The sequence below is a fragment of the Chelatococcus sp. KU-N122 genome (assembly GCF_055391085.1).
This window is the reverse complement of the sequence record NZ_AP043981.1, coordinates 3,161,795-3,181,627: the sequence shown is the minus strand read 5'-3', so window position 1 is coordinate 3,181,627 and position 19,833 is coordinate 3,161,795. Positions and strand designations below refer to the sequence as shown.

General features: G+C 73.1%; 17 protein-coding genes and 1 riboswitch. Of the genes, 3 read left to right on the top strand and 14 right to left on the bottom strand.

The window, feature by feature from the left end; genetic code table 11:
* Positions 1-6: 6 nt before the first annotated feature.
* Genes cobM through cbiE form a run of 3 tightly spaced genes read right to left on the bottom strand, consistent with a single transcriptional unit; the run spans position 7 to position 2,434 of the window.
* The gene (gene cobM, locus ACZ5PO_RS14240) at positions 7-765 is read right to left on the bottom strand and encodes a precorrin-4 C(11)-methyltransferase (protein ID WP_464194493.1); all 759 of its coding nucleotides are present in this window, start codon (positions 763-765) and stop codon (positions 7-9) included.
* Entirely contained in the window at positions 762-1,190 is a 429-nt protein-coding gene (locus ACZ5PO_RS14235; RefSeq protein ID WP_464194491.1) for a cobalamin biosynthesis protein, read from the bottom strand. The genes cobM and ACZ5PO_RS14235 overlap by 4 nt, the downstream gene beginning before the upstream one ends.
* A complete protein-coding gene (cbiE, locus tag ACZ5PO_RS14230; RefSeq protein WP_464194489.1) occupies positions 1,187-2,434 on the bottom strand; it encodes a precorrin-6y C5,15-methyltransferase (decarboxylating) subunit CbiE in 1,248 nt (415 codons plus the stop codon). The genes ACZ5PO_RS14235 and cbiE overlap by 4 nt, the downstream gene beginning before the upstream one ends.
* Between cbiE and ACZ5PO_RS14225 the strand changes: the two genes are divergently transcribed.
* Entirely contained in the window at positions 2,433-3,227 is a 795-nt protein-coding gene (locus ACZ5PO_RS14225; RefSeq protein ID WP_464194487.1) for a cobalt-precorrin-6A reductase, read from the top strand. The genes cbiE and ACZ5PO_RS14225 overlap by 2 nt on opposite strands.
* On the opposite strand, the gene ACZ5PO_RS14220 is transcribed toward ACZ5PO_RS14225, so the two are convergent.
* Genes ACZ5PO_RS14220 through ACZ5PO_RS14190 form a run of 7 tightly spaced genes read right to left on the bottom strand, consistent with a single transcriptional unit; the run spans position 3,194 to position 12,075 of the window.
* On the bottom strand, positions 3,194-3,970 hold the full coding sequence (locus ACZ5PO_RS14220; RefSeq protein WP_464194485.1) for a precorrin-3B C(17)-methyltransferase: 777 nt from the start codon (positions 3,968-3,970) through the stop codon (positions 3,194-3,196). The genes ACZ5PO_RS14225 and ACZ5PO_RS14220 overlap by 34 nt on opposite strands.
* Entirely contained in the window at positions 3,967-4,758 is a 792-nt protein-coding gene (locus ACZ5PO_RS14215) for a precorrin-2 C(20)-methyltransferase (RefSeq protein ID WP_464194483.1), read from the bottom strand. The genes ACZ5PO_RS14220 and ACZ5PO_RS14215 overlap by 4 nt, the downstream gene beginning before the upstream one ends.
* An 8-nt stretch (positions 4,759-4,766) precedes the next feature.
* A complete protein-coding gene (locus tag ACZ5PO_RS14210) occupies positions 4,767-5,402 on the bottom strand; it encodes a precorrin-8X methylmutase (protein WP_464194481.1) in 636 nt (211 codons plus the stop codon).
* Positions 5,399-6,898 (bottom strand): precorrin-3B synthase, encoded by a 1,500-nt coding sequence (cobG, locus tag ACZ5PO_RS14205; RefSeq protein ID WP_464194479.1) that lies wholly within the window; start codon positions 6,896-6,898, stop codon positions 5,399-5,401. The genes ACZ5PO_RS14210 and cobG overlap by 4 nt, the downstream gene beginning before the upstream one ends.
* Positions 6,895-10,617, bottom strand: coding sequence for a cobaltochelatase subunit CobN (locus tag ACZ5PO_RS14200; protein ID WP_464194477.1), 3,723 nt, complete (start codon positions 10,615-10,617; stop codon positions 6,895-6,897). The genes cobG and ACZ5PO_RS14200 overlap by 4 nt, the downstream gene beginning before the upstream one ends.
* A gap of 22 nt (positions 10,618-10,639) precedes the next feature.
* The gene (gene cobW / locus ACZ5PO_RS14195; RefSeq protein ID WP_464194475.1) at positions 10,640-11,674 is read right to left on the bottom strand and encodes a cobalamin biosynthesis protein CobW; all 1,035 of its coding nucleotides are present in this window, start codon (positions 11,672-11,674) and stop codon (positions 10,640-10,642) included.
* On the bottom strand, positions 11,671-12,075 hold the full coding sequence (locus ACZ5PO_RS14190) for a DUF1636 family protein (protein WP_464194473.1): 405 nt from the start codon (positions 12,073-12,075) through the stop codon (positions 11,671-11,673). The genes cobW and ACZ5PO_RS14190 overlap by 4 nt, the downstream gene beginning before the upstream one ends.
* 140 nt (positions 12,076-12,215) lie before the next feature.
* Positions 12,216-12,428, bottom strand: a riboswitch (cobalamin riboswitch).
* 168 nt (positions 12,429-12,596) lie between these two features.
* Between ACZ5PO_RS14190 and ACZ5PO_RS14185 the strand changes: the two genes are divergently transcribed.
* A complete protein-coding gene (locus ACZ5PO_RS14185; protein ID WP_464194471.1) occupies positions 12,597-13,010 on the top strand; it encodes a VOC family protein in 414 nt (137 codons plus the stop codon).
* 36 nt (positions 13,011-13,046) lie between these two features.
* On the opposite strand, the gene ACZ5PO_RS14180 is transcribed toward ACZ5PO_RS14185, so the two are convergent.
* The gene (locus ACZ5PO_RS14180) at positions 13,047-14,444 is read right to left on the bottom strand and encodes a DUF1254 domain-containing protein (RefSeq protein WP_464194469.1); all 1,398 of its coding nucleotides are present in this window, start codon (positions 14,442-14,444) and stop codon (positions 13,047-13,049) included.
* 205 nt (positions 14,445-14,649) lie between these two features.
* Positions 14,650-16,122, bottom strand: a complete 1,473-nt coding sequence (locus ACZ5PO_RS14175) for a DUF1254 domain-containing protein (RefSeq protein WP_464194467.1) — start codon at positions 16,120-16,122, stop codon at positions 14,650-14,652.
* A gap of 233 nt (positions 16,123-16,355) precedes the next feature.
* Here ACZ5PO_RS14175 and ACZ5PO_RS14170 point away from each other — a divergent pair, with 233 nt between their 5' ends.
* Complete coding sequence (locus tag ACZ5PO_RS14170; protein ID WP_464194466.1) at positions 16,356-17,045, top strand: Crp/Fnr family transcriptional regulator; 690 nt, start codon at positions 16,356-16,358, stop codon at positions 17,043-17,045.
* Positions 17,046-17,093: 48 nt separating this feature from the next.
* Here the strand turns inward: ACZ5PO_RS14170 and ACZ5PO_RS14165 are convergent, their stop codons facing one another.
* Both ACZ5PO_RS14165 and ACZ5PO_RS14160 read right to left on the bottom strand, forming a co-directional pair.
* On the bottom strand, positions 17,094-18,671 hold the full coding sequence (locus ACZ5PO_RS14165; protein WP_464194464.1) for an FAD-dependent monooxygenase: 1,578 nt from the start codon (positions 18,669-18,671) through the stop codon (positions 17,094-17,096).
* A 104-nt stretch (positions 18,672-18,775) separates the two neighbouring features.
* Complete coding sequence (locus ACZ5PO_RS14160) at positions 18,776-19,813, bottom strand: MBL fold metallo-hydrolase (RefSeq protein WP_464194462.1); 1,038 nt, start codon at positions 19,811-19,813, stop codon at positions 18,776-18,778.
* Positions 19,814-19,833: the final 20 nt, after the last annotated feature.

The window sequence follows — 19,833 nt, the reverse complement described above, 5'->3', positions numbered from 1 at the left end:
CGCCGGTCATGGCCCGCCTCTGAAGCGGCGCCGGTAATCCGGGTCGTAGAGTGCGCTCTCGCGAAAATCCCGCGCGGCCAGCGCCGGCCCCACCAGGACCAGCGCGGTGCGCTCGATCGGAGCGTCCGCGAGCTGGCTCACGATATTGTCGAGCCGGCCACGTACGATGCGTTCGTCCGGCCAGCTCGCCCGCTCCACCACGGCGATGGGGCAATCGCCGCCATAGAGCGGCACGAGGGTGTCGACGATACCAGGCAAAGCGTGGATGGCGAGGTGGACGGCCAGCGTCGCCCCGGTGGCGCCGAAGGCAGCGAGCGTCTCGCGCGGCGGCATGGCCGAGGCGCGCCCCGAGACACGGGTCAGCACGACGCTCTGGGCCAGCTCCGGCACCGTGAGCTCGGCCTGAAGCGCGGCCGCCGCAGCGGCGAAGGCCGGCACGCCGGGCGTCAGCGTGTAGGGGATGCCGCGACGATCGAGCCGCCGCAACTGCTCGGCCAGCGCCGAGTAGATCGACAGGTCGCCGGAGTGGAGGCGGGCCACGTCGTGGCCGGCGGCGAAGGCGGCGACATACTCCGCCTCGATCTCGTCCAGGCTCAACGGGGCGGTGTCCACCAGCCGCGCGGCCGCCGGGCAATGGGCGAGCAGCTCGCGCGGCACGATCGAGCCGGCATAGAGGCACACCGGGCAACGCGCCAGGAGATCGCGCCCGCGCACGGTGATGAGGTCGGCCGCCCCCGGCCCGGCGCCGATGAAGTGCACGGTCATGAGCCCGGCTCCTCCCGCCCGTCGTCGGCGGCAGCGCCGCCTCGGGCCAGATCGATGTGGGCCAGCGCGCAGGTGACCGGGCCGACGGCGACGCGCGGTCCCAGGAGGTGCGCGTCCAGCCCCGCGGCGGCCAGCGCCGCCGCCTCCGACGCGGAGGGCACGCCGAGCACCTCCTCCACCCGCTCGGAGGCGCTCAGGACGTGGTCGGCCATGGCGGTGAGCTCGGATGCGGTCACGAAGACGAGCGGTAGTCCCAGGGCGTGGGCGAATGCGGTGAGCGCCGCCTCGTCGCGCTTGTGCGCCGGGGCGGCGAGACGGGTGACGGCGTCGGGCTCGAGCGCCGCCTGCAGCAGGGCGACCTCGAACGCCGCCCTGACCTGGGCGACGCTGACCCCCTTGCGGCAGCCGAAGCCGGCGACGATCACGGCTTCCTCCAACGCCACTGGGTGACGGGCAGGGCCGGCCGCCAGCCGGTCATGCCGGCGACGGGCGCGGCGCGCGCCACGGTGAGACGCGTGAGCTCGCCACCGCGATCACGGTGGGCGGCGAGCAGCAGCGCCTCGGTCTCCAGCGTCACCGCATTGGCCACGAGCCGGCCGCGCGGCTTGAGTGCAGCGATCGCCGCGTCGAGCACGCCGGGGTCGCTGGCGCCGCCGCCGATGAAGATCGCGTCGGGGGTCGGCAGACCGTCGAGGGCAGCCGGCGCCTTGCCGGTGACGAGACGCAGCCCGGGCACGCCGCAGCGGGCGGCATTGCGGATGATGCGCTCGGCCCGGTCGGGCCGCTCCTCGATGGCGATGGTCGCAAGGCCGGCCCCACGCAGCATCCACTCGATGCCGATCGAGCCCGCGCCGGCGCCGATGTCCCACAGCAGCTCGCCGGCGCGCGGGGCGAGCGAGGACAGGGTGAGCGCCCGGATCTCGCGCTTGCTGAGCTGGCCGTCGCTCTCGAACAGGTCGTCGTCGAGGCCGCTGGCGAGGGTGAGCACACGTGCCCTGGGGTCCGCCACGATCTCGACAGCGACGACATTAAGGGGGCCGATGTCGTCCAGGCCGAAGTCCGCCGCGGCGGTCTCGCGCACGCGCTCCTGCGGCCCGCCCAGGGCCTCGAGCACGACGATGCGGGAGCCGCCGAAGCCGCTCTCGGCGAGGAGTTTCGCCAGCGTCGCCGGCCCGGCACCATCGGAGGTGAGGACGAGGATACGCGCCCCGGGCTGCAGCTGCGGCCGCACCAGATCGGGCGCGCGCCCGTGCGCCGACACCTGCGCCGTCTCGGCCAATGCCCAGCCGAGGCGCGCCGCGGCCAGGCTGAAGGCGGAGGCGGCCGGCACCACCTCCATCTCGGCCGCATCGATGTGCCGGCTCAGGGTCGCGCCGACGCCGTAGAGCATGGGGTCACCCGAGGCGAGCACGCACACAGCCCGCCCGCGCGCAGCGAGCACGGCGGCGATCCCCTCGGAGAACGGGCTCGGCCAGGCCAGCGCCTCGCCGCGGATCAGCTCCGCCGCCAGCGTCAGGTGGCGCTGGCCGCCAAAGACCAGGTCGGCGCCGGCGACGAGCGCCCTCGCCCGTGCGCCGAGGCCCGCCGCGCCGTCCTCGCCGATGCCGACGACGGCGAGCCAGCGGCTACCGACCTTGCCTGGATCGTCGGGCCTGCTATCGGGAGCCATGACCATCCGCGTCCTCATCCTGGGCGGCACGGCGGAAGCCCGGCGGCTGGCGGGCCGGCTGGCGGACAAGCGCGCGCTCGCCGTCACCCTGTCGCTCGCCGGCCGCACCGCGCATCCGGTGCCCCAGCCGGTGCCGACCCGCAGCGGCGGCTTCGGCGGCGCCGCTGGCCTCGCCGCCTATCTGGCGGCCGAGGCCATCGACCTGCTGATCGACGCGACGCACCCCTATGCGGCGCGGATCTCCGCCAATGCGGCGGCGGCCAGCACGGCCGCCGGCGTGCCGCTGCTCGCCATCGTCCGCCGGGCCTGGAGCCGCCAGGCGGGCGACCGCTGGAGCGAGGTCGCCGACGTGGCGGGCGCCGTCCACATCCTCGGCCCGAGGCCGCGCCGGGTGTTCCTGGCGCTCGGCCGGCAGGAGGTCGGCGCCTTCGCCGACGCGCCTCAGCATCAGTACCTGATCCGCAGCGTCGACCCGGTGGAGCCGCGCCCGGCACTGCCCCACGCCACCTATATCGTGGCGCGCGGCCCCTTCGGGGAGGCCGACGACCAGGCGCTGCTGGCCGCCCACGGCATCGAGGTGATCGTCGCCAAGAACAGCGGCGGCGGCGCCACCTACGGCAAGATCGCCGCGGCTCGCACACTGGGCATCGAGGTGGTTCTGGTGAGGCGCCCGGCGCTCCCGCCAGGCGAGACGATCGCCCGCGTGGCGAGCGTCGATGCGGCCGTCGCCTGGGTCGCCGCCTTCGCGGCGGGGCGCCCTCACGCCGGCCGCTCCGCCGAGCGCGGCGAATAGACCAGCGGCGCCAGGCCCGGCCGCTCGACCACGCGTGTGGCGGGCGAGCCGATCACCACCAGGGTCGCCATGTCGGCCATGGCCCCGCGCGCCTCGCCCAGCGGCACGATCGTGATGCGCTCGTCGGGGCGGAAGGCGGCGCGGCCGAAGACCACCGGCGTCGCGGCCGGCAGATGCGCGCGCACCACGTCGAAGGCGGCGTCGAGCTGGTGCGGCCGCGCCCGGCTCGCCGGATTGTAGAGGGCGACGACGAAGCCCGCGCCGACGGCCGCCGCCAGCCGTTGCTCGATCAGAGCCCAGGGCTTCAGGTTGTCGGAGAGCGAGATGGCGCAGAAGTCGTGGCCGAGCGGCGCGCCGATGCGGGCCGCCACGGCCAGCATGGCGGTGACGCCGGGAATGACGGCGATATCGAGCGCGCGCCAGGCAGCGGGGCCCTTCTCGATCGCCTCGCACACGGCGGCGGCCATGGCGAAGACACCGGGATCGCCGCCGGACACCATGGCCACGTGCACGCCCTCGGCCGCCCGCGCCAGGGCCGTCTCGGCGCGGGCCAGTTCCTCGCGGTTGTCGGAGGCGACGCGGCGCTGGCCGGGCCGCTCGGGCACCCGGTCGATGTAAGGCCCGTAGCCGTAGACTTCTGCCGCCGCCGCCAGCTCGGCCGCGGCGAGTGGGGCGAGCAGAGCGTCCGGCCCCGGCCCGAGGCCGACCACCGCCAGCCGGCCGAGGGCCCCCGCGCCGGTCATGGCGCGAGCCGCGCCGCCGGCAGCGGGGTCGCCTCGACGCCGGCAGGCGCGGTGGCCTCCGTGCGCCAGCCGGGGATCAGCACGACGGCGAAATAGGGGGCCGCGTCGTCGGGCTTGTCGCTGAGCAGCTGACAGGCTGCGTTCGGCATGGTGCCGCGCTCCACGTAGATCGCCCCCTCCAGACGCCCGGCGGCGGCCAGCGCGCGGCGCACCTTGGGCAGGTTGCGGCCGAGCTTCATGACCACGGCGGCGTCGCTCTCGCGGAAGCGGCGGGCGAGCTCGGCCTCGTCGAGGGTGCCGGGCACCACGCTCAGCACGTCGTCGCCCTGGGCGATGGGGGCGCCGGCGCCGGACCAGCAGCCGGACATGCCGGTGACGCCGGGGATCACCTCCACGTCGTAGCGGGGCGTCAGCCGCACGTGCAGGTGCATGTACGAGCCGTAGAAGAACGGGTCGCCCTCGCTCAGCACGGCGACGGTGAGCCCGGCATCGAGCTCCGCCGCGACCGCCGCTGCGGCGCCGTCGAAGAACGCGCCGATGGCGGCCCGATAGGCGGCGCTGTGGCGGTGGAGCTCGGTGGTGACGGGATAGAGCAGCGGCAGGAGCCGCGTGCCCGGCCGCAGGTGCGGCGTCACGATGGCGCGGGCGTTGCCGCCGCGCCCCTCCTTGGCGAAATGGGCCACCACGTCGGCCTCGGCCACGGCCCGCACCGCCTTGAGCGTCATCAGCTCCGGGTCACCCGGGCCGACGCCGACGCCGATCAGGCGGCCCGGACGGCGCCCGTTCATCCCGCCGTTCACAGCCCCGCCCTCGCCAGGGCGTTCAGCGCCGCCGCCGTAATGGCGCTGCCGCCCATGCGGCCACGGACGATGGCGAAGGGCACGCCGCGCGAGTCGGCGGCCAGCGCCTCCTTCGATTCCGCCGCGCCGACGAAGCCGACGGGCATGCCGAGGATGGCGGCCGGCTTGGGCGCGCCGTCGTCGAGCATCTCCAGCAGGCGGAACAGAGCCGTGGGCGCATTGCCGATGGCGACGACGGCGCCGTCCAGCCGGTCGCGCCACAGCTCCAGCGCCGCGGCCGAGCGCGTCGTGCCGAGCCTGGTCGCGAGCTCCGGCACGGCCGGGTCGCGCAGCGTGCACAGCACCCGATTGTCGGCCGGCAGGCGGGCGCGGGTGACGCCCTGCGCCACCATGGCCGCGTCGCAGAGGATCGGCGCGCCGCGGCCGAGCGCTGCCCGCGCCGCCGCGACGAAGCCCGGCGCGAAGACGAAATGGCGGGCAGCCTCCACCTGGCCGCAGGCGTGGATCATGCGCACGGCGACGTCGGCCTCATCAACGCCGAAGCGGCCGAGGTCGGCCTCCGCCCGGATGATGGCGAAGGAGCGCTCATAGATCGCCGTGCCGTCCTTGATGTAGTCGAGCGCCTGGCTCATCGGCCGTCCTCAAGCCCCGCCCCGGGGCCGCCGCCGTCCGGCGGCGCGGTGAACAATCGCTCCAGATAAGCCGGCAGGCGGCCGACGTCGAGCCGCTCAGTCGGCTCATCGCCGGCGCGTCCACCGGGAACGACGGCGCAGACGTCCGCGGCGACGCCGACCAGGGCCAGGGCAGCCGGCCCCGGGTGGGCACAGCCCTTGCGGCAGCCGGAGACGTGCACCCCCGCCCGTACCGCCTCCGGCCAGCGCTCGGCGATCTGCCGGGCGATGGCGCGCGTGTCGATCAGGCCCGAGCCGCAGGCGGGCTTGCCGCTGCAGGCGGCGATGCGGCGGCGCGGATCATCCGGATCGGTGATCAGGCCGAGCCCCGCGGCGGCCTTGATCCAGCCGGGCAGCGCTGCAGCTGGGCCGATGGCCATCAGCAGCCGCCCCGGCACGGTGCGCAGCTCGCCGGCGCCTGCGGCCATGGCAGCCTGCGCGAGCGCCGTCAGCGTGTCGGCATCCGTTTCGCCGAAGGGCAGCCCGACGGTCGCCGCCGCAAGATTGTCCAAGGCGAGCGTGTGGAAGCCCAGCGGCTCGAATGGGTCTGCCGACGTCGCGGCGGCCGAGCCGACCTCGCCCACCTCTCCGAAGCTGCAAACAAACGCTCCTCCATCCCCCCACGAAGTGGCGGGTAGGGGTAGGGGTGGGGGGTGGTCCAGCTTGCTCGCGTCGTCGGGGAGGGGCGCCTCGAGAGCCTCTGCGTCCGGCGCACCTGCTTCGACAATCAGAACCTGTCTTGATGATGCAGGGAGGCGGGACGCCCCCCCACCCCTACCCCTACCCGCCACTTCGTGGGGGGAGGGAGGGGCCCTACTTTTCGAGCTTGGAGAGTTGGCCAGGGTAAGATGCCGCGCCCGCGCCGCCGGGCCAAGGGCGGCGATGCGCGCCAACAGAGCGAGGGTGGCAGCCAAAGCGCCTCCGGCGTCCTCGTTGGCGGCAACGCGCGCGCTGCCGGCGTCGCCGGCCATGGCCACTATCCACTGGTCGGGCACCAGAGCGTGCAGACGCACATCGGCATCGAGCCCGGCGAGCCAGGGGGCGCCGCCGCCGTCGATCACGACGGAGACCTTCGGGCTCAGCCGCGCCGCCAGCCCTGCGGCGGCGACCGCCTCGCGCAGCCGCCCGGCGAGCGGCCGCGGATCGGCTCGCTCCTGCGGATCGCGGCCGGCGAGCGGCGACAGCGCGATCGGCAAGCCGGCGTACGGCGCGATGCCGAGCGCCTCCACATCGTCCGCCAGTTGCGCGGCGGAGCGCTCGCTCAGCCCGCGGATCTGGAGGTTGCCGCGAGCAGTGATGTCGAGCCGCCCGTTGCCGTGGCGTGCCGCCGCCGCAGCAAGGCCGGCGAGCGCCGCCGGGGTGAAGCCGTCGACGGCGAGCCGCACCAGCAGGCCGTCGCCGGTCGCCATCGGCGCCGTCAGCGCCGGGCAGGCGCCGCGCCTGAGGGCGGCCGTCACTCGGCCGCCTCCGGCTGGCCCTGCGCCGTCGCCAGCCATTGGTCCACGTCGTTGCGGCGCGGGTGCCAGAGGCCGCGCCGGCGCGCCTCGGCGAGACGCGCGGCGATGGCGGCGGCCGCCTGCGGGTTCTCCGCCAGCAGGAAGGACCGCACCGTGTCGTCGGCCACGTAGGCGTCGAACAGCTGGTCGATGAGGTCGCTCGGCACCGCATCGGTGGTGGCGGCGAAATCAATGAGCCGATCGACGGTCTCGGCCAGCTCGGCCGCGCCGCGCGGGCCGTGGCGCAGCTGGCCGGCGATGAAGCGGGGGCTGAGCGCCCGGCCGCGCACGATACGTGCCAAGGCGCCCGCCAGAGGCCTGGCCTGCGGCGCCTCGGGGCGGGTCGTATCCAGCACGAAGACGGAGGGCGTGCCTCCGAGGCTCGCCGCAGCGGCGGCGAAGCCGCCGACGAAGCCGGCGTCGGCGGTGCCCTCCAGGAGGTCACGGCCTGGGTCGTCGGCCCCGTGGACGAGGGCGTCGGCCGTGGCCACCCGGGCGGCGAACGCCTCGGGCGCGGCGTGGCCTTCGCCGTCGGCGCCGCCGTAGGCGTGCGAGCCGGCGGCGAGGTAGGCGCGGGCGAGCTCGTCGCGGCTCGCCCAGCGGCCGCTCGCCAAGAGCTCCTCGATGCCGGCCCCATAGGCGCCGGGCGCGGTGCCGAAGATACGCGCCGCCCCGCCGTGGCCCGCCGCCTCGGCCAGAGGGTTGTCGGCCCCCTCCCCCTCGCGCGCCGCCACCGCCCGGGTCGCTGCGTCGATCAGCGCCAGCTGCGCCGGAAACAGGTCGCGGAACAGGCCGGAGATGCGCCAGGTGACGTCGACGCGCGGCCGGCCGAGCACGGCCGGGGGCAGCACCTCGACGCCGGTGACGCGGCCGGTCGCCGGATCGCGGGTGGCGCGGCAGCCCATGAGAGCGAGGCCCTGGGCGATCTCTTCGCCGCCGGTCCGCAGGGTGGCGCTGCCCCAGAGGTCGACCACCAGGCTGCGCGGCCACTCGCCGTGGGCCTGCCGGTACTGACGCAGCACCTCGTCGGCGGCGAGGCGCGCCAGCTCGGTGGCGGTGGCGGTCGGCAAGGTGCGCGGGTCGGCGGTGAACAGGTTGCGGCCGGTGGGCATCACGTCGGCCCGGCCGCGCGCCGGCGCGCCGGCCGGCCCCGGCGCGATGCGGCGGCCGGCGAGCGCGGCGAGCAGAGCGTCGCGCTCCTCCAGGCCGCAGGCGCCGCGGCCATAAACGTGCAGGCCGTCCTTTACCGCCATGTCCTTGAGGTCACAGAGCTGCGCATCGATACGCTGCAGCGCCTCGTCGTCATCGACATCGTCGGCGGCGATGCCGAGCTCGGGGCCCAGGCCAGCGCGCTCGGCCGCCTCGACGATCAGCCGCGCCAGCCGGCCGCGCCGGCGCGGATCGAGCCCGTCGGCCTGGGCGTATTCGTCGACCAGTTGCTCCAGTTCGCCGAGCGGCCCCGACAGGCCGGCGGCGACGGTCGGCGCCGGCAGGTGGCCGAGGGTGACGGCGGCGATGCGCCGCTTGGCCTGCGCCGCCTCGCCCGGGTTGCTGACGATGAAGGGGTAGACAACCGGCAGCGCCCCGAGGACGAGCTCGGGAAAGCTCGCCGCATCGAGCGCCACGGCCTTGCCCGGCAGCCACTCGAAGGTGCCGTGCGCGCCCATGTGCACCAGCGCATCGGCATGCCGCTGGAGCCAGCAGCCGAAGGCGAGCAGCGCGTGCCGCGGCGGCAGTGCCGGGTCGTGGTAGTCGGCGCGCCGGTCGAGCGCCGCGCCGCGCTCCGGCGGCAGGGCGGCAAGCACCTGGCCGAACGCCGCCACGCGGAAGCGGAAAGCGCCGCCGACGAGGGCCAGATCGGCCGCCGGATCGCCCCACGCGGCGGTCACGGCAGTCGCAGCTGCAGGCGGCAGGGTGGCGAACCAGCGCCGGTAGTCGGCCAGCGACAGGGCGGCAGCGGTCCCGCTGCTTACCTCGCCCCGCTTGCGGGGAGAGGTCGGGTTGCGCGCCAGCGCAACCCGGGTGAGGGGGAGCTCAGAAGAGGGCTCGAGGCCGGTCACGCCACGCGGCAAGCCCCCCTCACCCCGCCCTCTCCCCACAAGTGGAGCGAGGGTGCGCGGTGGCGCGGCCCCGCCTCTGTCCTGATTGCGAGAAGCGGCTGGACCGCCCCCCACCAGTCCCTGCGCTGCGCTCGGGTCGGCCAGCCGCCGCGCCAACTCCCCAGGCCCGCAGGCATATGCACCTCCCTCCCCCCACGGAGTGGCGGGGAGGGGCAGGGGTGGGGGGCGATCCAGCTTCTCGACGGTGTCAGAACAAGAACCTGCGCCCCCGGACGGAACTCTCTGCCCAGCCTCCAGGCGCTCCAACAGCGCGCGCGCATCGGCCGGGCGGTCGGCGACCGTGTAGCCGGCCTCGACCAGGTCATCGAGCAAGGCCAGCACGCTTGCCGGCACGTCGAGACCGACCGCATAGCCCGCGCGCCCCGCCGCACCCGGATACTCCGGCAGCACGACGGCGACGCGCCGCTGCGCGGCCGCCGTGCGGCCGAGCCTGACCAGGGCGGCGGCGCGGCGGGCGACGGCCATCGCCCGGTCCGGCTCGGCCCGGTTGGCGAGGCCGGTGAAGCAGAGCTCGCCGCTCGGGGCCGCCGGGTCCTTGAATGACAAGGCGCCGGCGAGCACGCGGCCGTCGAGCTCCGGCAGCACCACGTGCATGGCGAGGTCCGCGGCGGCGAGGCCGCGCGGGCTCCCCTGCCAAGCCTCGCGGCGCGTCGTCGCCACGATCGCCTGCAGCAGCGGCGCAGTGCTGCCGGCGAAGGGGTCGGCGGCTTCGTCGTCCATGCCGAGGGCGAAGCCCGTGGTGGTCACGATGAGGGCCGGATCGAGGGCGGCCACGGCGGCACGCACGAAGGCGGCGCAGGCGGGGTCCTTCAGGCTGCCGACCATGATCGGCACCGCCGCCAGCGCCACGCCAAGCTCGCTGCCGGCCTGTGCAAGCGCGGTGCAGAGCGCGTCGACGGGGGCGAGGTCGTCGGCGAGGTAGAGCGAGCGGTAGAAGACGATGGCGACGGGCGCCGCGCCCTGCGGCAGCCGGGCCGGCATCGCCTCCGCCGCCACGAGCCCCTCGCCGGGCAGGTAGAAGGCGGCCGCCGGCACCGGCGTCGGCTCCTCCGCCGCGCTGTCGGCGCCGGCGTGGCGGGCCAGGCGCCGCAGCAGCGCGCCCATGTTGGCGCTGCCGCCGGCGCGAAAATAGCCGAGCAGCGCCTCCGCCTCGGCGGCCGGCAGCGTGGAGCGGGCCATGAGGCCGGGATCGTCCCTGTCCTCCCCCGGCAGCACGGCGAGCGCGACGCCCCGGGCGCGGGCGAGCTCACCCAGCCGCTCGGCCCCGTAGCGCCACCAGTCGAGGCCGCCGAGCAGGCGCACTACGATGACCTTGGCGTGGGCGGCGACCTTGTCGAGCCACAGGTCGACGGAGAGCGGATGGCGCAGGTCGCGCAGATTGGCGAGGCGCAGGCTCGGCAGCGCCTCGCCGCGCTCCTGCGCCGTGCGCCAGGCGGCGGCGAGGCCGCCCAGGTCGCTGTCGGTGAAGGAGACGACGACCATGTCGCCCGGCGCCTGGGCGAGATCGACCGGTTCGATCAGATCGACGATCGTCGCCGTGGTCGTCGCGAGCAGGTGCATGGGCGTGCGGCCCCAGTCCAGGTCAGGCCAACAACGTGCGCTCGACCGCGCCGCGGTCGAGGCCCTTGAGGCCAATGACGACGATCTGGCCGCGGCGTGCCTCGCCGGGCCCCCAGTCGCGGTCGTAGTGGTGGCTGACGCGGCTGCCGACGCCCTGCACCAGGAGCCGCATGGGCTTGCCGGCGACGGCGGCGAAGCCTTTCACCCGCAGCACGTTCTGGGCCTCGGCGGTGGCGGCGATGCGCGCGGCCAACGCCTTGGGGTCTGCCACCTCCGGCAGCGCCACGACGAAGCTGTCGAAATCGTCGTGGTCGTGATCCAGCTCGTCGTCGTGCAGCGTCTTGCGGTTGTCGATGTCGGCCTCGGTGCCGACGCCGAGGCCCAGCAGCACAGCCGGGTCGACCTCGCCGCGCGCCGCCTGGACGATGGTGACGGTGCGCCCCAGCGCCTGCTCCACTTCGGTGCGGGCACGGCCGAGGCCCGCCGCATCGACGAGGTCGCCCTTGCTGAGCACGATCAGGTCGGCGCAGGCGATCTGGTCGGCGAACACCTCTTCCACCGGGTCGTCGTGGTCGAGCTGGTCGTCCGCCTCCCGCTGGGCGGCCAGCGCCTCCATGTCGTCGGCGACGCGGCCGTCGGCCAGCGCCGCCCCGTCCACCACGGCGACGACGCCGTCGACGGTGACCCGGCTCTTGATCGCCGGCCAGTGGAAGGCCTGCACCAGCGGCTTGGGCAGCGCGAGGCCCGAAGTCTCGATGACGATGTGATCGACCTTGGGGTCGAGCGCCAGGATGCGGTCGAGGGCGGGGACGAAATCGTCGGCCACGGTGCAGCACAGGCAGCCGTTGGCGAGCTCGACGATGTTCTCGTCCGGGCAGGCTTCATCGCCGCAGCCCTTGAGCAGCTCGCCGTCGATGCCGACGTCGCCGAACTCGTTGACGATGACGGCGAGCCGGCGGCCGTCGGCGTGGGCGAGCAGATGGCGGATCAACGTCGTCTTGCCGGAGCCCAGGAAGCCGGTGACGATGGTGCAGGGGACGCGGGCGAGCTCGGTCATGAACGGGTCTCCGGCGTCGGGGTCTCCACGCCCGGGAGCGGCGGGATGCGCGCGACGACGCCTTTGCGGAAGGAAAGCGGGCGCTCGCGCCACGGCACGATGCCGTCGGGGGAGCCGTGATAGAGCTGGGCGGCGGCGACGATGTCGTCGACGTGGCCGGCGCCGTCGAGGTCGCCGACCACGTAGGTCCATTTGCCGGGGGCCTGCAGCGCGACCGTGCACGGCCGCTTGCACACCGACAGGCACTGCACCTCGCGCACCGCGATGGCGCTGCCGCCGAGACGGGCATCGAGCGCTGCGGCGAGCGCCCGGCCGGGCTCGTCATAGGCACCGTCCGCCTCGCCCGTGGGCTTGCGGCAGGTGGTGCAGACGAGGAGGACGGTGTCGGGCGCGGCGCTCACGCGGCAGGCCCGCCCCGGCGCCGGGGCGCCTGGACCATGGCCGGCACGCTCATGGGCGGGCGCGGCACGGGAGCTGCATGCGCGGATCGACGTGGATGCGTACCAGAATCATGGCGAACTCCTTCGCCGCCCCACCGGCGGCAGGTCGTTGCGCGACGGCCGGTCTCCTGGCTCACGGCTTAAGCGCCCACGCCGCCTTCCCGGACGGATGTCCAGTGGCCATTGGCGTCAGGCTCGCCGCTTACAGTTGCGGGGGCAGCTGCGGCCTTGGCCCGGGCAGATCGCCCGCGGCCGCACCGCATTCCCTCTCCACGGGCGCGCCCGTGGAGGTAACCGTCGCAAACGCCCACTTGGCGGAGGCAGGCCGTGCTTGTCAATGGCAGCCTCGGGCTCGGCCCCGGAAGGCGGGCATGGTCCCTGATGCGCATCAAGGACCAACGCACCAAACATTGGCATCGCGCAGTCATCTCAAGCTGGGATGATGCCGGGAATCACAAGGACAAAGACAAGGAGTGCAGCGGATGCTGTCGCACGTCACCGTCGGGATCACCGACTTCGACCGGGCCTTCGCCTTCTACGACGCCCTGATGAGCGTGCTCGGCTACCCGATGGCCGATGCCGACCCGGAGACCGCCTGGGCGTTCTGGCGGCCGGCCGATGCGGACCGCCCGCTGTTCATCATCGGCGCCCCCTACGACGGCCAGCCGCACGACGCCGGCAACGGCCAGATGGTGGCGCTGCTGGCGCGCAATCGCGCCACCGTCGACCGCTGCCACGCGCTGGCGCTGAACCGCGGCGCCGTCGACGAGGGCGCGCCGGGCCTGCGTCCGCACTACCACCCCCACTTCTACGGCGCCTATTTTCGCGATCCGGACGGCAACAAGCTCTGCGTCTGCTGCCATGAGCCGGAGCCGGAGGGCTCGCTCGACGTCTGAGCGGGCGACGCCCGCGTCCCGCCCGCATCGCCTCCGTCAGTCCACCCGCTTCACCGGCGGCGGCGCCCAGCTGCCGTCCAGCACCTGCGCCTTGGGCCAGTAGAGGCGCATGTTCATGGTAAACGCGCCCTTCGCCGGCGCCGGCAGCCAGTTGGCCTCCTTGTCTCTGCCGGGGCTCTCGCGCTGGATGTGCAGATCGAGCGAGCCGTCGGGGCTGAGCTTCAGCGCATCGCGATCGCCGATGGCGTAGCGGTCGATGGGGTTGGCGGTGAACAGCTGCCGTTCGTCGTACATGGTCAGCGACCAGAAGGCGCGCGCCGGCGGCAGCTTGTCCTTGTCGAAATGCACGACGTAGCGGTGGGCGCTGTCGAAGGGCCGCCCCTCCGAGTCCGCGAAGGCGGTGGGGTACACGGCATCGTCCGGCGCATTGGCGCCGAGCCCGCCGTAGGCGACGCCCGCCCGGTGCAGGTAGTCCGCACCGTAGGTGCCGATGGCGGTGAGGTTCGTGCGCCAGCCGTTCTGTGACACGCCGGCCTTCGTCCACGCCGCCTTGATCCGCGGCAGCGCCGCCGCGGGCGCCGCCTTCAGGGCAGCCTGAACCTCCTTGGGCTGGTCGGCGAGGGAGAAGCTCTGGCCCGGCACGAGGCCGATCCGCTTCATGCGGTCGATGATGGGGTAGTCGTTGGCGTGGGGCGGGTTCACCTTCATCAGCTCGGCGAAGCGGGCGAAGAAGACGCCCGCCTCCATCGTGTCGACCTGGTCGGGCGGGGCGCTCATGTCCAGCTTGGCATCCACCTCGCCGTTCGGCGGGGTGTAGGGCTTGTCGTAGGCGCTCAGCGGCACCGCCTTGATGCCGTCCTGGAAGGCGTGCACGGCGGCGTAGTCGGCCTTGCCGTTGGTCTGCACGCGCCCGCCGATCCAGCCGCCGGCCGTCGGGCTGTCATAGCGCTCGACGCCGGCCGGCATCTCGCCGCGCCAGCCCGGCCCGACGATGGCGAACGTCTGCGCCCCGTTGCCGGTGGCGCGGGTGCCGGGCACGGCGAACACATCAGACCATTTGTCCAGCATCGGCAGCAGGTAGTAGCGCCCGCCGGAGTCGGGAACGCTGACGACCAGCGGCTCCCTGGACACGTCGTAGACCAGCGACGAGTAGAGCGTGTCGGCATTGGGCCGGACCACGACGGTGAAGGACGGGTCCGGGAAGGCGCGCGCGTGGCCAAACTGGTTGACCGGCGCGGCTGTGGTGCCGGCCGGCGTCGCGACATTGGTCGACACCTTGCCGCTCACGTCCATGAGGACGAGCGGATAGGCATAGACATAGGCGTCACGGGCGATCTCGCCGGCTTCGTCGGCCGAGACGGCGGGCGCGGCCCATGCCGCCGGGGCGAGCGCCAGGAGGGCGGCGCAAGCGGTCGCGGCGATGCTGGGTTTCATGGGTCAGCTCCTGCTGGGTCTGTCATTTCGGGGTGTGAATGGGAGTCGTGCGCCTGCCCGCGATCGACGCGTCGGCAACAGGTCCAGCCGCTCATCGAAGGTCTGGCCTGGTGGAAGGCTTGTCCGTGATGGCGGAGGCCACGGCCCACCTCGCCCCGCTTGCGTAGGCATGGCGCATGCCGGGCCAGCCGCACGATCCGCGATGCTACTGCACCTTGCGGAGCGGAGGCGGCGCCCAGGTTCCGTCGAGCACCACGGCGCGGGGTGAATAGAGGCGCATGGTGGGCTGGAACTGCGCCTTGGGGGCCGGCAGCCAGTTGGCTCGCCTGCCCGCCCCCGGATCGTCCACCTGCACGTAGATGTCGAGCGAGCCGTCGGGGTTGAAGGCCAGCTTGTCGTGGCTGCCGAGGGCGAAGCGGTCGATGGCGTTCGGCACCTGGAAGCCGTCCATGTCGTACATGGTGATGGACCAGAAGGCGTCGGCCGGCGGCAGCTTGTCCTTGTCGAAATGCAGCACGTACCTGTTGCCGCCGATCAGGGGCTTGCCCTCGCCGTCGAAGGCCGCCGTGGGATAGACGGCGTCCTCCGGCAGGTTGGCGCCGAGCCCGCCCTTCGCGACGAGGGCGCGCTTGAGGTAGGAGGTGCCGTAGGTGCCGATGTTGTCGTTCTGCAGCGTCCAGCCGTTCACCACCTTGCCGGTGCGCTCCCAGGCCGCCTGCGCGCCGGCCAGGGTGTCCTTGGCCGCCTTGTTGACGATGGCCGCGGTTTCGGGGGCGAGTCCGGCGGCGTCGAACGGCTGGCCCGGCTCGATGCCGAGGGCCTTCAGGCGGAACAGCATCGGGTAGTCGTTGGGGTGCGGCGGATATTGGCCCATGAGCTGCGCCAGCCGGGCCAGCATGGCGACGCCGTCGAGGCCGTCCACCTGCACGACGGGCGGGGTCTTCGCGTCGACCCTGGGATCGGTGGCGACGGCTTTCGGCGGACGATAATCCTTGCCCCATTGCGACAGCGGGGTGAGCCTGTAGGCGTCCTGCACCGCATGCACGTTGGCATAGTCGGCGGGGCCGTCGGTCTTGGTACGCCCGAGGATCCAGATGGTCGAGGTGGGTGCCACGATCCGGGTGACGCCCGCAGGCAGCGCTCCCGTCCAGCCCGGCGCCACCAGCGCGTAATCGGCGGCCTTGGTGCCGGTGGTGCGGCTGCCGACCACCGCGAACACGTCCGTCCACATGTCCAGCATGGGCAGCAGGTAGTAGCGGCCCTTGGTATCCGGCACCGAAAGAATGACGGGCTCCTTCGCCAGGTCGAGCCAGGCGAAGGAGTAGAGCGTGTCGAAATTGAAGCGCACCACGTCCTTGGCGTCCGCGTCGGGATAGGCGCGGGCGTGGGCGAACTGGTTGACCGGGGCGCGCATGGGGATGGCGGCGGTGTCGGGCACGTTGGTGACCTGCCGCATGGTCGCGTCCATGCTGACGATGGGATAGGCGTAGAGATAGGCCTCACGGGCGACCGCATAGGTCTCCTCCGGCGTCAGCGCGGGCTTCGCGGCCGCGGCGGCGGCGGCGCCGAGACCGAGGAGGAGGAGGACGGCGCCCAGCGCCGCTCGCCGGCCCGCATCTGCGGCAGCCCCCCGGCTTCGGCCCAGCCGGCAACGGCGACGGGCGATGATCGGCATCATATTCATCCTCCACCTGCGCGGCCGCATCGCGAATGCGCGCGGAATATCCCGGCAACGATCGAAGCCGGCGCCAGCCAATACTTGTGTCCTGCGCTCGTCCGGCCGGGTTTGCTTCTCAGGCCGCGTGCTCATCTTGCCGATGCAACGGCCTGCGCCGCGCGGCTCGGAGGCCGCACCTTGCACATCTTAAGGCGCACGATTATCCGGAACCGGACAAAGCGACGGGTATTTCCATGGGGCGCATCAGCCGGGCCACGGCCGACCGGGTCATGAACGAACGCGGCTGGCTCACGCGGGTGCCGGACGGCGTCCGGGCGGAGGTGCTGCGCCGCAGCGTCATGCTGCGCTTCGCGGCGGGAGAGCCGGTGTTCCACCTCGATGACCCCGCGGGCGGCATCTACGGCCTGGTGGACGGCACCGTCAGCGTGAGCATCGCCCCGGCGGGCGCGACGCCGCGCCTGATCATGCTCGGCATCCCCGGCTACTGGACCGGCGAGGCCTGCTTCCTCACCCGCAAGCCACGCCGCGGCGACCTCCGGGCCGTCGTCGACACGACGCTGCTGCACCTGCCCCTCGACGCCATGGACCAGATGGCGGCGCGGGATCGGCAGATGGCGCACCACGTGGCGCAGATCCTGATGATGAGCGTGGAACTGCTGTTCCACGTGATCCACGACCTGCAGAAGCCCGAGGCGGACAGGCGCATCGCCTCGATCCTGCGGCGCGCCGGCTGGACGGGGAAGATGCCGATCCCGCTGACCCAGAGCGACGTGGGCATCATGGCCAACGCCTCGCGCAAGCAAGTGAACGCCGCGTTGAAGCGCTTCGCCGAAGCCGGCTGGCTGGAACGCAGCTACCGCGCCATCACCGTCACCGACATCCCCGCCCTGCGCCGCTTCGCCGAGGGCGACGGCGCGGACTGAGCAGGACGCGGGCGCCGCCGCTCAAGTGGAGGCTCTGCTGCAACAGGCTCAGATACGGCTCGCGCGCAGCAGGTCGACATAGGCCGCCAGAGTCGCGGCATGGCGGCTTTCGGCGCGCAGACCGATGTGGCCGTCGGCCCGCACGACGAGGAGCGTCAGATGCCCGACGCCCAGCCTCTCGGCCATCGCGGGCTCGAGATGGGCGGCGACGTCGGCGAGGCCGGAATTGGCCGTGGCGACGATCACCTCTTCGATGATGGCGCGGTCGGGCAGAGGCTCCATGTCGCGCAGCGCTTCGGTGAGCTCCTGCCGGACCGTCGACGCCCCCCCGATGAGGAATGCCGTGTGTCCGGTCCGGCCGGCGCAGCCGTGGAGCATGACGATGCCGCCAGCCGCAAGCCGCAGCTCGATCCGATCCGACAGGCGCTGGCCCGGCCAGATGACGTCATGCCGGTCGCCCATGACGATGGGCGAGTGGGCGTAGTCGATGTCGAGCTCCGCTTCCGCGACGGCCTCGTGGTGCCGCGTGACGGGATCGGCGAAGGCCGCCCGGATGGCCGCGTCGCGCTGACGGCGCTGCTCCGCGCCCGCGACCATCTGCGCGCTCTCGGCGGCGTCGCCCGAGGCCGTCACCTTCTCCGCCACGGGACGCCGCTCGGCGTCATAGCTGTCGAGCAGCCCGTCGGAGCAGCGTCCCTGGCAGACCAGGGCGAGCTTCCAGGCGAGGTTGAAGGCATCCTGGAGGCCCGTATTCATGCCGTGCCCCTGCGCCGGGCTGCAAGTGTGCGCGGCATCGCCGGCGAGCAGGATGCGCCCGGAGCGGAAGCGCCGTGCGACCTTGGTGTGGCATTGGAAGCGCGTGGGATTGGCGACGACTTCGAAGCTCGCCATCGGCAGGTAGCGCCGCAACGTGGCCAGAGCATCGGCGACGAGGTCGGATTCGGGCGAGCTCGGCCTCAGATAGACGCGCCACCGCTTGTCCGGCAGGGCGGTCAGAATGACCGGCGTCTCGTCGAGATAGGCGTAGTTGGCCTCGAACGACTCCGGCCAGCCGCCCACGCCGGCATCGAACACCGCCCAGGGCTCGGCGATGTCATGGCCGTCCTGCTCGATACCGGCGAGCGCGCGGACCGTGCTGTGGTGCCCGTCGCAGCCGATCACCCATTGCGCGAGGACGTCGCGCGCGATGCCCCGGTGCTCGACCGTGGCGAGCACACCATCCTCCCGCGCGTCCAAGGCGGTGAGCTTCGTCCCGCGCGTGACCTGGCCGCCCTGCCGGGTGAGGTAATCGGTCAGGATCGCTTCGGTGACCTCCTCCGATATGCCGATGTTGAACGGGTAGCGGCTACCGCACAGGCCGAGATCGATCTCGCCGAGCACGGCGCCGCCCGCGTGAATGCGGGCCCGCCGCTGCTTGACGCCGGCCGCCAGCAGCGGCTCCAGGATGCCGAGGGAATCGAAGATCTCCAGCGAGCGCGGATGCACGACGGTCGCGCGGTCCCAGTCCATGGGGCGGTCGTGCGCATCGATGAGCAGGCATTCCACGCCCCGCCGATGCAGCTCGGCGGCCATGAGAAGGCCGGTCGGACCGGCTCCGACCACGAGGACAGGCACAGCATTCACCACGTCGCACTCCCCGGCCGATCAGGCACGTATGTCGATCTCCGGCCGGAGATCGGCACGGAGCGAGTGATTCCTTTAAGGGATAGATCGGCCGGCCGCCCCCCTCGTCAGTGCTCGAGCGCTCCCCCGGCCGCGGCCCAGGCGGCGATGCCGCCTTCGAGATGGCGGGCCTGGGGCAGGCCGGCGTCCTGCGCTGCCTGAACGGCCATGGCCGAGCGTTCGCCGAAGGCGCAATAGAACAGCAGCCGCCGGCCCCTGGTGCGGGCAAGCTCGGCGAGCAGACCGTCTTCGGCGAGATGCTCCCGCAGCGCCGGATAGGGAACGTGCAGCGAGCCGGGGATGACGCCGTGCCGCTCACGCTCGGCGCGCTCGCGCAGGTCGACGAAGGTGACCTCGGGGTGCCCAGCGAGCGTCAGCGCCTCCCCGCCCCTCACCGCCCAGCCGCGCCGCGCCACCTCCTCCTGATGCAGGCCGATCTTCATGTTGGCCGGCACGGCGACGTCCATCATCTTCGGATTGGCGAGCTTCAGATTGTTCATCAGCTCGACATAGTCCTCCACCGATTGCACCTGCAATCGGGGATTGTAAGCCTTCTCCTCGCCGATGGTCGACACCGTATCGCCCTTGTAGTCGTGGGCGGGGTAGACCAGCGTGTGCTCCGGCAGGCGCAGCAGGCGGCCGAAGATCGACTCGTACTGCTGGCGCGGATCGCCGTTCTGGAAGTCGGTCCGCCCGGTGCCCCGGATGAGCAGCGTGTCGCCGGTGAAGACGCGGTCCGGCAGCGCGAAGCTGTAGGAATCGTCGGTGTGGCCGGGCGTATAGATGACGTCGAGGGAGAGCCCCTCGATGGTGAGCTTTTCGCCGTCGGCGAGGCGCATTGCCACCACGTCGGCCTTGCTCTGCTCGCCCATCACGGTGATGCACCGGGTGTGGTCGCGCAGCGCCCCGAGCCCGGTGATGTGATCGGCGTGCAGGTGGGTGTCGACCGCCTTGACGAGCCTGAGGTCGAGCTCGCGCATGAGCGTCAGGTAGCGGTCGACCTTCTCGATGACCGGGTCGATGATCAGCGCCTCGCCGCCGTGGCGGCTGGCGAGGAGATAGGAATAGGTGCCCGACGCCTGATCGAAAAGCTGCCGGAAGATCATGGCGCTCTCCCTCGTTGATG

Excerpts from the sequence above, each read along its gene's own strand:
- ACZ5PO_RS14200 (WP_464194477.1), bottom strand. The coding sequence starts at position 10,617 with ATGCACCTGCTCGCGACGACCACGGCGACGATCGTCGATCTGATCGAA.
- ACZ5PO_RS14185 (WP_464194471.1), top strand. The coding sequence starts at position 12,597 with ATGCTGTCGCACGTCACCGTCGGGATCACCGACTTCGACCGGGCCTTC.
- cobW (WP_464194475.1), bottom strand. The coding sequence starts at position 11,674 with ATGACCGAGCTCGCCCGCGTCCCCTGCACCATCGTCACCGGCTTCCTG.
- ACZ5PO_RS14175 (WP_464194467.1), bottom strand. The coding sequence starts at position 16,122 with ATGATGCCGATCATCGCCCGTCGCCGTTGCCGGCTGGGCCGAAGCCGG.
- ACZ5PO_RS14225 (WP_464194487.1), top strand. The coding sequence starts at position 2,433 with ATGACCATCCGCGTCCTCATCCTGGGCGGCACGGCGGAAGCCCGGCGG.
- ACZ5PO_RS14170 (WP_464194466.1), top strand. The coding sequence starts at position 16,356 with ATGGGGCGCATCAGCCGGGCCACGGCCGACCGGGTCATGAACGAACGC.
- ACZ5PO_RS14215 (WP_464194483.1), bottom strand. The coding sequence starts at position 4,758 with ATGAACGGGCGCCGTCCGGGCCGCCTGATCGGCGTCGGCGTCGGCCCG.
- cbiE (WP_464194489.1), bottom strand. The coding sequence starts at position 2,434 with ATGGCTCCCGATAGCAGGCCCGACGATCCAGGCAAGGTCGGTAGCCGC.
- ACZ5PO_RS14220 (WP_464194485.1), bottom strand. The coding sequence starts at position 3,970 with ATGACCGGCGCGGGGGCCCTCGGCCGGCTGGCGGTGGTCGGCCTCGGG.
- ACZ5PO_RS14210 (WP_464194481.1), bottom strand. The coding sequence starts at position 5,402 with ATGAGCCAGGCGCTCGACTACATCAAGGACGGCACGGCGATCTATGAG.
- ACZ5PO_RS14180 (WP_464194469.1), bottom strand. The coding sequence starts at position 14,444 with ATGAAACCCAGCATCGCCGCGACCGCTTGCGCCGCCCTCCTGGCGCTC.
- cobM (WP_464194493.1), bottom strand. The coding sequence starts at position 765 with ATGACCGTGCACTTCATCGGCGCCGGGCCGGGGGCGGCCGACCTCATC.
- ACZ5PO_RS14160 (WP_464194462.1), bottom strand. The coding sequence starts at position 19,813 with ATGATCTTCCGGCAGCTTTTCGATCAGGCGTCGGGCACCTATTCCTAT.